This window comes from Enterobacter sp. ZOR0014 (assembly GCF_000798855.1).
GTDB classification, from domain to species: domain Bacteria; phylum Pseudomonadota; class Gammaproteobacteria; order Enterobacterales; family Enterobacteriaceae; genus Enterobacter; species Enterobacter kobei.
This window is the reverse complement of the sequence record NZ_JTLF01000384.1, coordinates 1-466: the sequence shown is the minus strand read 5'-3', so window position 1 is coordinate 466 and position 466 is coordinate 1. Positions and strand designations below refer to the sequence as shown.

Here is a 466-nt window from a genome sequence, read left to right as displayed (position 1 = left end):
ACGGCAGGCCGTGGACGCGGGAGCTTCCCCCTCCGCCGGTATTGCCGCCTTATGGTCCTCTGAAGAAAATATCAGGGCAACTGGAAGCGTTTCGCTATGAGAAATTCAGTGAGTATTTCGACGCCGATGCCTATCGGACCAGTGTGCTGCCGAAGATATCAGAGGACCAGCGTGGAGCAGTTGCTGCTGTAGCGATAGTTGCAGGGAGTCCTGGCGTCGGTGCTGCAATGATGGCAGAAAGCGAATCTTCGAATGATCCGGCGGAATATGTGCAGGGGATGATTAATGGTCAGCCGTTTCGTGGCTGGGTCGGGGTTACCCGTGTTCAGGCTGGCGATGATGTGGACATGATTGCCGAGTGGCAGCATGACCATTATGAGGTTTATGCCATTGTTTTGCCGGAAGAGCGGATAGTGTCCGTATGTCCGAAATGTGAAATGGGACATATTGCGCATATGCTTTGGCG

At 53.9% G+C, this 466-nt stretch carries 1 pseudogene; it reads left to right on the top strand.

Annotated elements, in window-relative coordinates:
* Positions 1–466 (top strand): annotated as a pseudogene (locus tag L977_RS24825) (hypothetical protein); the annotation flags it as partial.